This window comes from Gordonia desulfuricans NBRC 100010, assembly GCF_001485495.1.
GTDB lineage: Bacteria > Actinomycetota > Actinomycetes > Mycobacteriales > Mycobacteriaceae > Gordonia > Gordonia desulfuricans.
Genome location: NZ_BCNF01000058.1, coordinates 58,289 through 65,700, shown reverse-complemented (window position 1 = coordinate 65,700; position 7,412 = coordinate 58,289). Strand labels below are relative to the sequence as shown.

The window sequence follows — 7,412 nt, the reverse complement described above, 5'->3', positions numbered from 1 at the left end:
GCTACAGCCGCAGTGTGCAATTGATGGTTGAGCCGACAAGGAGCGAAGCGACGAGTCGAGTCGAAACCTCAGACAGCCGACCTCGGAACAGAACCACCACCCGAGGTGGCCGCCGACCGCTCACTTCGCCGATCGGGCGGCAGCCGCTGCTTTCTTGCGTTCGATGTCGGCGAGGGCACGTTCGAGTTCGGCACGCTGTTCGGCGCCGGCCGCCCAGGCGTCCTGCCGGTTCTTGACCACCCGGGCCGGGGCGCCGACGGCGATCGAGTAGTCGGGGATCTCGCCCTTGACCACTGCGTGCGAACCCAGGACGCAGCCGCGACCGACGACGGTGTTGCGCAGGACGGTGACCTTCGCGGCCACCCACGTGTCGGGGCCGATCCGGACCGGCCCCTTCACGATGCCCTGATCCTTGATCGGCATGGTGATGTCGTCCATCTTGTGATCGAAGTCGACGAGGTAGCACCAGTCGGCGACCAGGGTCGACCCGCCGATCTCCATGTCGAGGTAGGCGTTGACCACGTTGTTGCAGCCGAAGACGGTCTTGTCGCCGATCCGCAGCGAACCCTCGTGGCAGCGGATGGAGTTGCCGTCGCCGATGTGCACCCAGCGTCCGATCTCCATACGCGCCATCTCCGGGGTGGCGTGGATCTCCACGTTGCGACCCAGGAACACCATGCCGCGCAGCACGATGTGCGGGTTGGCCATCCGGAACTTCGCCAGGCGGTAGTAGCGCACCAGGTACCAGGGGGTGTACGCCTTGTTGCGCAGCACCCAGCGCAGCGAGTCACGCGTCAGGAATCGCACCTGCGCGGGGTCGCGACGCCGCCCGGCCCGCCACCGGGAACGGTAGCTGGCATTCCACATCGTCGTCATGGGCAGCAACCCTACGCGTCGTGGTCGCGGGCCCCGGCGAGCCCACACGCTAGGCTCTACCGGTGGTGCTGCCGGGTTCCGACCGGCGGCTCGAGGACAAGGAGCATCGATGGCGGCTGCCCTCCGACCGCACCGGGCGCGTCGACTTCCGGCAGCCGTGGCCGTGGTGCTCGGTCTGGTGACCGCACTGGTCCTGAGCTCCTGCTCGGACGGCCACATCGACGTCCGCTCGATCGCCGGTGCCGGCTGGTCGAGTTACGGCGGCAACGCCGCCAACTCCAACTTCGCCTATGCATCGGTCCCCGACGATCTCGCACTGAGCTGGACCCGCCCGACGGGCGGAACCGTGACCGCACCGGTCACGATCTCCGGCAGCGGCAACGTGGGGGTCACCTCCAACTCCACCGGCTGCGACCTGCTGGTGCTCGACCCGCGCGGTGGGCGCAAGAACTTCTGCAAGAACATGCGCGAGGGCATGTCGTCGAATGCACTGCTCACCGACCAGTACGACCAGCCCTACATCGGTGAAGAGGGAATGTTCCTCGCCTTCAACGCCGGTGGCGCGATCCGGTGGCGGATGCCGATGATCGGGGTGCCGTTGTCGGCGAAGTTCGCCGGCCCTGGGATGGTGCTCGCGGTGACCACGCAGGGCCAGATCCTGCTGATGAACACCCAGACCGACGAGTTCATGGCCCCCGAGGTACGACTGCGCCCGGAGGCCGACCCGGCCGACCCGCTCTACGGCTTCGGTGACTGCGTCACCAACGGTCCGCGATGTGTGGTCCCGGCCCCGCCCGCCGTCGACGCCGCGCACGAACGCTTCTTCCTCAACGTCTGGCCGTCGGGCGCGATCGCCAGTGAGGTGCGGGGCTTCGCCTACGACGAGACCGGCGGCGCCCGCACGGTCCGCGAGCTGTGGAAGGCACAGGTTCCCGGCGGCGTGGTCGGCCCGACGACGGTCTCCGCCGACGGCAACACGGTGTACGCGTTCAGCCGGCTCGGGCAGATCGTCGCCCTCGACGCCGCGACCGGATCGACCCGCTGGACCTACGACAACGGCGGGTACGGCTTCGCCACGATGACCGTCTCCCCCGACGGCCTGATCATCCCGACCGGCGTGATCGGTGCCCCGCTGACCCTGATCCGCGACCACGGGGATCGCGCCGAACGCGTGTGGCAGCGTACCGATCTCGCCGCGGTGAGCCTGTCCACGCTGACCGCCGCGGGTACCGCGTGGACCGTGGTACGCGAACCCGGCAAGGACACCCTGGCCCTGACCGAGGTGTCGGCGACCGACGGCAAGACGCTGCGCAGCATCGAGATGCCGGAGTCGGCGGGATTCACCACCGGCATCGCGGTGTCGGCGGCCGGGCAGATCGCCACCGCCACCAACCTCGGCGAGGTCTACTACTTCGACTCCAAGGCCAACATCCCCGGCGCCTGACCCGGATCGCTCACACCCCGCGGAAGGTGCGCCGGTACGCCGACGGCGCCATCCCCAGTTCGGTGCGCAGGTGATGCCGCAGGTTGTCGGCGGAACCGAGTCCCGACCGTGCGGCGATCACCTCCACCGACAGGTCGGTGGTCTCCAGCAGCTGCCGGGCCAGGTCGAGTCGACGTTCACGCAACCACGCCCCCGGTGCACGGCCGGTCTCGGCCCGGAACCGGCGGATGAAGGTACGTGAACTCATCCGGGCATGGGCGGCAAGGCGATCGACGGTCAACGGCTCCGCCAGACACGACAGCGCCCACTGCTGGGTGGGCGCGGTGCTGCGGTCGGCCTCGACCGGCAGACGGTGTTCGATGAACTGTGCCTGACCGCCCTCACGCCACGGAGGTACGACGCAGTGCCGGGCCACCCGGTTGGCCACCGCGGCACCGTGATCGCGACGGATGATGTGCAGGCACAGGTCGATTCCCGCGGCCAGCCCCGCCGAGGTGAGCACGTCACCGTCGTCGACGAACAGCACCGACTCGTCGAGGTCGACGTCGGGGTAGAGCCGTCTGAAATCGTCGGCATACCGCCAGTGGGTGGTGGCCCGGCGTCCGTCGAGCACCCCCGCGGCACCGAGCACGAAGGCGCCGGTGCAGATCGACACCAGCCGCGCGTCGGGGCGCCGTGACGCCAACGCCGCGGCGACGTCGTCGGACAGGATGCCGTCGCTCCGGGCCGGCGGGAACCGGGTACCGGGGACGATCACGGTGTCGGCGTCGGCGATGGCCTCCAGTCCCGCCTCGGCGACCCATCCGTACCCGCTGGTGGTGGCCACCGCACCGGTGGACAGTCCGACGGTGGTGACGTCGTAGAGCCGCTCACCGATGTCGTCGCATGCCTCACCGAGCAGCAGCGGCGGGATGGAGGCGTCGAATCCGACGATCGGCGGCAACAGCAGGACGACGACCGACTGCACCCCGGTCGAACGCGCGGCGGTGGTGCCCACCGAATCCACCTGCTCCGTGTCCGCCTTGTTCGACTCGATCCGAACAGTGGCATGATCTTCCGACATATTGGCAATCATGCCACTGGTTCGGATGTCGGGTCGGACCGATGATGGATCGGTGAGTTCACCAGCCCCCGCCATCGGTCCACGTCGCCCCGTCCGCCTGCACTGGGCGTGGATCGTGGCCGGCGTCGGTTTCGTGGCCCTGCTCGGCGCCGCCGGGTTCCGTGCCGTCCCGAGCGTGATGATGGATCCGCTACACATGGAGTTCGGGTGGTCGCATGCCACCGTCGGTGCGGCGATGTCGATCAACATGGTGCTGTTCGGTGTGACCGCACCGTTCGCGGCCGCACTCATGGATCGCTTCGGGGTCCGCCCGATCCTGGCGATCGCGCTGCTTCTGATCGCCGCGGGCACCGGCCTGGGTGTGTTCATGACCGCGAGCTGGGAGCTGCTGATCCTGTGGGGTGTGCTGGTCGGACTGGGCACCGGATCGATCTCGATGGGATTCGTCGCCACCATCTCCACCCGCTGGTTCGTCGCCCGGCGCGGTCTGGTCACCGGCGTGCTCACCGCGGCCTCGGCGACCGGTCAGCTGATCTTCCTGCCGGTGGTCGCCCATCTCACCGAGACCTACGGCTGGCGATGCGCGTCGGTGGTGGTCACCGTGTCGGCACTGGCCGTGGTGCCGTTGGTGCTGCTGTTCATCCGTGACCATCCGCGCGACGTGGGCACGACCGCCTACGGGGCCGCATCGGACACCCCCGACCCCGACGCCGCGGACCCCGACGCCGCGGACCCCGAGATCCCCGAGCGCGAGTTCGGTTCTGCGGTCGCGGGATTGATCCGGGGCGTACGGGTACCGGCGTTCTGGCTGCTGGCCGCGAGCTTCGCGATCTGCGGGATGACCACCAACGGCCTGATCGGCACCCACTTCATCCCCGCGGCCAACGATCACGGCATGCCCACCACCGTCGCCGCGTCGCTGCTGGCGACCGTCGGGATCTTCGACGTCGCCGGGACGGTGCTGTCCGGATGGCTCACCGACCGGGTCGATCCGCGAGTGCTGCTGGTGGTCTACTACCTGGGGCGCGGGGCGTCGTTGATGGCGCTCCCCGTGCTGCTGAGTCCCCATGCAGAGCCGAGTACCTGGGTGTTCATCGTCTTCTACGGCCTGGACTGGGTGGCGACGGTGCCCCCGACCATCGCGATCTGCCGGCACTACTTCGGCGCCGACACCCCGGTGGTGTTCGGGTGGGTGTTCGCCTCGCATCAGATCGGTGCGGCGGTGGCGGCCTTCGGTGCCGGCTACCTGCGGGATGCGCAGGGTTCCTACGACACCACCTTCCACGTCGCGGCCGGGTTGTGCGTGGTCGCCGCGGTGTGCTGTGCCTCAATCCGTCTGCGGCGCAGTGCCGTCGAACCGGTCGTTGCGGATACCGGCCTCGCAGACAAAGGCGACGCCCTTGCGGCCGATCCGGGTCAGTACCAGCGTGAGCTGTCGTGATCCCTTGGGTTTGAGCCGCTTTCGCAAGGCATCCGGATCGACGTCGAGGCCGCGGACCAGGATCTCCAGACTGCCGCCGTCATGTGCTGCGACCGACTTGCGCAGCACCTTGTCGCCGGTCGAGTCGAGGCGTTCGAGGATACGGAAACCCCGTGCACCGAGCGGGATCTCGTCCCCGGTCAGGTAGGCGATCTGCGGATCGAGTTGCCACAGGTGATGGCGGTGGGCGTAGTGGCGGACCAGTCCGGCACGCACCACCGCACCGTCGGGGTCGATCAGCCAGCGGCCGGGGTCACCGGCGGCACCGACGTCGTCGGGTTCGGCCGAGGTGATCTCCTCGGCCCACACCGATCCGTCCGGTGTGGTCCGCAGGACGGTGGCGCGCTGAGCGTCCCCGATGCCCGGCCCCACCCACAGGCAGGCCTCCCGCACGCCGGAGTCCAGGGAGGTCACCTGTACCTCACCGACCACCCCGAACTGCTCCCGTAGCTGCCGGTAGTCCAGTCCCGGTGCGCATTTCACCACCAGCGGGCGGCCCGCATAGGCCGTCAGCACATCGGGTAGCGGCGGGGTGAGCTGGTCGAGCCGGAACACCCGTGATCCGCCGGTCCGACGGGCCGGGTCGGCGACCACGACGTCGGCGGTCGAGGTGGGGGTGAGCGCGTCGGCGACGAGCAGGGTGGGCGGCGCGCCGGCGACGATGTCGGGATCGGCGGTGTTGTGCCGGGCCATGGCCAGTCGCACGCGATCGAGATCGCTGCCGATCACGCCGCCGAGGCCCGGTGCCGCGGCGAGTTCGACGAGTTCGGCGCCGATCGAACAGGTCACGTCGTGCACCACCGCCCCGGGATGGCGGGCGGCGAGGTCGGCGGCACGGTGGGCGGCGACCATCGATGCGGTGGCCTGCTGTACCGCGTCGTCGGAGGCGAGCAGCCGGTGCGGGTTCCGGAGCCGGCCGGCGGCGCGGCGTCGACAGCGGACGGTCTCGATCAGCGCCGCATCGTGGTCGGGGTGATGTCGGCGCACGTCGGCGACGTCGGCGAGCATCGATGCCGGTGTGAGTGCGAGCCGCGCCACCGCGTCGAGGGCCTGCTCTCCCGCCGGGGACCGGAGGAAGGCGACGTCCTCGACGGTGAAACGGTAGGGCATGGCGGTGCGGCACTCCCGGCGGCAGGGGTTCACGGATGGGAGTTCAGCTTCGCACATCCGGCTCCCGGCGTGTCGACCTCACCCCGATGGCGCGGGCCACCGGCGATAATCGGGGGATGAGCGCCGACGAGGTGACCGGTGACGACGTGCGTCCCGACGAGCTGGGCGGGTCCGCCGCGGTCCGCAGTGCGTGGTGGTCGCAGCTACCCGATGCCCGCCGCGACCAGCTGTTGACCGATCATCCGGAATGGATCGGCAACAGTGACGGTATCCGCGCGGCCGATCGCGACGCCGCCAACCGGGCGATGATCGCCCGGGTCAAGGCCGATCTGACGCGTCGCAGCGACGAGTTGGCCGCACGCCTGACCGGCAACCGGTTCGGTGGCAGGTTCACCAGCGACGATGCCCGAAAGTGGTACGTGGACCGCAAGATCGACGACATCGGTGCGATCGAGCGGGAACTGCGGCGCAGCGAGAGCGCACATCCGCGGCTGCTGATCTCCTTCGACATGTACAGCGGCGAGCGTGGCCATGCGGCCCTCGCCGTCGGCGACCCGGACACCGCCGATCACATCGGTATCTCCACACCGGGACTGGGCACCACCATCGACCCGTCGCTGACCGGCGACCTTCCGTATCAGGGCATGGGTGGCGAGGCCCGGCTGCTGCGCGAGGAGGCGTTGCGGCAGTTGCATCTGGCCGGACGCGATACCGAGGCCGTGTCCGCGATCGCATGGATCGGTTATGACACACCGAATTTCACCGGACCGGGCGGGAAGGTGTCCACGGCGCGAGGTGCCCTGCACGTGGCCACGGCAGGCAAGGCCCGTGACACCGCGCCGATCCTGTCGCGGTTCTACACCGGAATCGTCGCGGCGTCGGATCGGCAGCCGCACCTGGTCGCACTCGGCCATTCCTACGGATCACTGGTCACCGCCGAGGCCCTGCGCATGACCCGCGATCTGGTCCACGACGCCGTCTTCTTCGGCTCCCCGGGCCTCGGCGGCGACCGCGGGTACGACATCGACTACGGCCCGGATGATTTCAACCTCGTCGGCGGCAGATCGTACCTGTTACGCAACGACGACGACCCGATCGCCACTCTCGGGATCTTCGGCAGCGATCCGGCGTCGAGCCCCGAACTCATCCGACTGACCACGCATGCCGGCACCGATCGGACCGGCATCGTGCGGGTGGGGAGTACCGGTCACGCCACCTACACCCGCGACGTGGAGAACAAGGCCCCGATGGCGCAATACAACATGGCCGCCGTCCTCGCGAGGCTGCCGGAGAACCTGATCTACGACGACGACATCACGGTCTGATCCGCCGACTCCGCTCCGGGTCCTCTCCCACGGAGATCGCCGGCCGGCCGCTGCCTGCGGTGACCGCACATCGAGTGTGTGGTCGGCGCAGAGGGGCGTCGGGTCGACGCCGCT

General features: G+C 69.3%; 6 protein-coding genes. 3 read left to right on the top strand and 3 right to left on the bottom strand.

Going from position 1 to position 7,412, the window contains the following annotated elements:
* Positions 1 to 120 precede the first annotated feature (120 nt).
* Positions 121 to 876, bottom strand: coding sequence for an acyltransferase (locus tag GD1_RS10515; protein WP_059036961.1), 756 nt, complete (start codon positions 874 to 876; stop codon positions 121 to 123).
* Positions 877 to 985: 109 nt separating this feature from the next.
* Here GD1_RS10515 and GD1_RS10510 point away from each other — a divergent pair, with 109 nt between their 5' ends.
* Positions 986 to 2,320 (top strand): outer membrane protein assembly factor BamB family protein, encoded by a 1,335-nt coding sequence (locus GD1_RS10510; RefSeq protein WP_059036960.1) that lies wholly within the window; start codon positions 986 to 988, stop codon positions 2,318 to 2,320.
* 10 nt (positions 2,321 to 2,330) lie between these two features.
* On the opposite strand, the gene GD1_RS10505 is transcribed toward GD1_RS10510, so the two are convergent.
* Positions 2,331 to 3,317, bottom strand: coding sequence for a GlxA family transcriptional regulator (locus tag GD1_RS10505; RefSeq protein WP_244882649.1), 987 nt, complete (start codon positions 3,315 to 3,317; stop codon positions 2,331 to 2,333).
* A 91-nt stretch (positions 3,318 to 3,408) separates the two neighbouring features.
* Between GD1_RS10505 and GD1_RS10500 the strand changes: the two genes are divergently transcribed.
* Complete coding sequence (locus GD1_RS10500) at positions 3,409 to 4,824, top strand: MFS transporter (RefSeq protein ID WP_059036971.1); 1,416 nt, start codon at positions 3,409 to 3,411, stop codon at positions 4,822 to 4,824.
* Here GD1_RS10500 and GD1_RS24260 read toward each other — a convergent pair.
* Positions 4,711 to 5,973 carry a class I SAM-dependent methyltransferase gene (locus GD1_RS24260; protein ID WP_083534068.1) on the bottom strand — a complete coding sequence of 421 codons (1,263 nt, stop codon included), beginning with the start codon at positions 5,971 to 5,973 and terminating at the stop codon, positions 4,711 to 4,713. The two genes, GD1_RS10500 and GD1_RS24260, sit on opposite strands and share 114 nt — an antisense overlap.
* Before the next feature lie 116 nt (positions 5,974 to 6,089).
* Here GD1_RS24260 and GD1_RS10495 point away from each other — a divergent pair, with 116 nt between their 5' ends.
* Complete coding sequence (locus tag GD1_RS10495) at positions 6,090 to 7,298, top strand: alpha/beta hydrolase (RefSeq protein ID WP_059036959.1); 1,209 nt, start codon at positions 6,090 to 6,092, stop codon at positions 7,296 to 7,298.
* Positions 7,299 to 7,412 lie beyond the last annotated feature (114 nt).

What these genes read in the sequence shown, in the direction of transcription:
- GD1_RS10500 (WP_059036971.1), top strand. Translation starts at nt 3,409, where the DNA reads ATGTCGGGTCGGACCGATGATGGATCGGTGAGTTCACCAGCCCCCGCC.
- GD1_RS10510 (WP_059036960.1), top strand. Translation starts at nt 986, where the DNA reads ATGGCGGCTGCCCTCCGACCGCACCGGGCGCGTCGACTTCCGGCAGCC.
- GD1_RS10495 (WP_059036959.1), top strand. Translation starts at nt 6,090, where the DNA reads ATGAGCGCCGACGAGGTGACCGGTGACGACGTGCGTCCCGACGAGCTG.
- GD1_RS10515 (WP_059036961.1), bottom strand. Translation starts at nt 876, where the DNA reads ATGACGACGATGTGGAATGCCAGCTACCGTTCCCGGTGGCGGGCCGGG.
- GD1_RS24260 (WP_083534068.1), bottom strand. Translation starts at nt 5,973, where the DNA reads ATGCCCTACCGTTTCACCGTCGAGGACGTCGCCTTCCTCCGGTCCCCG.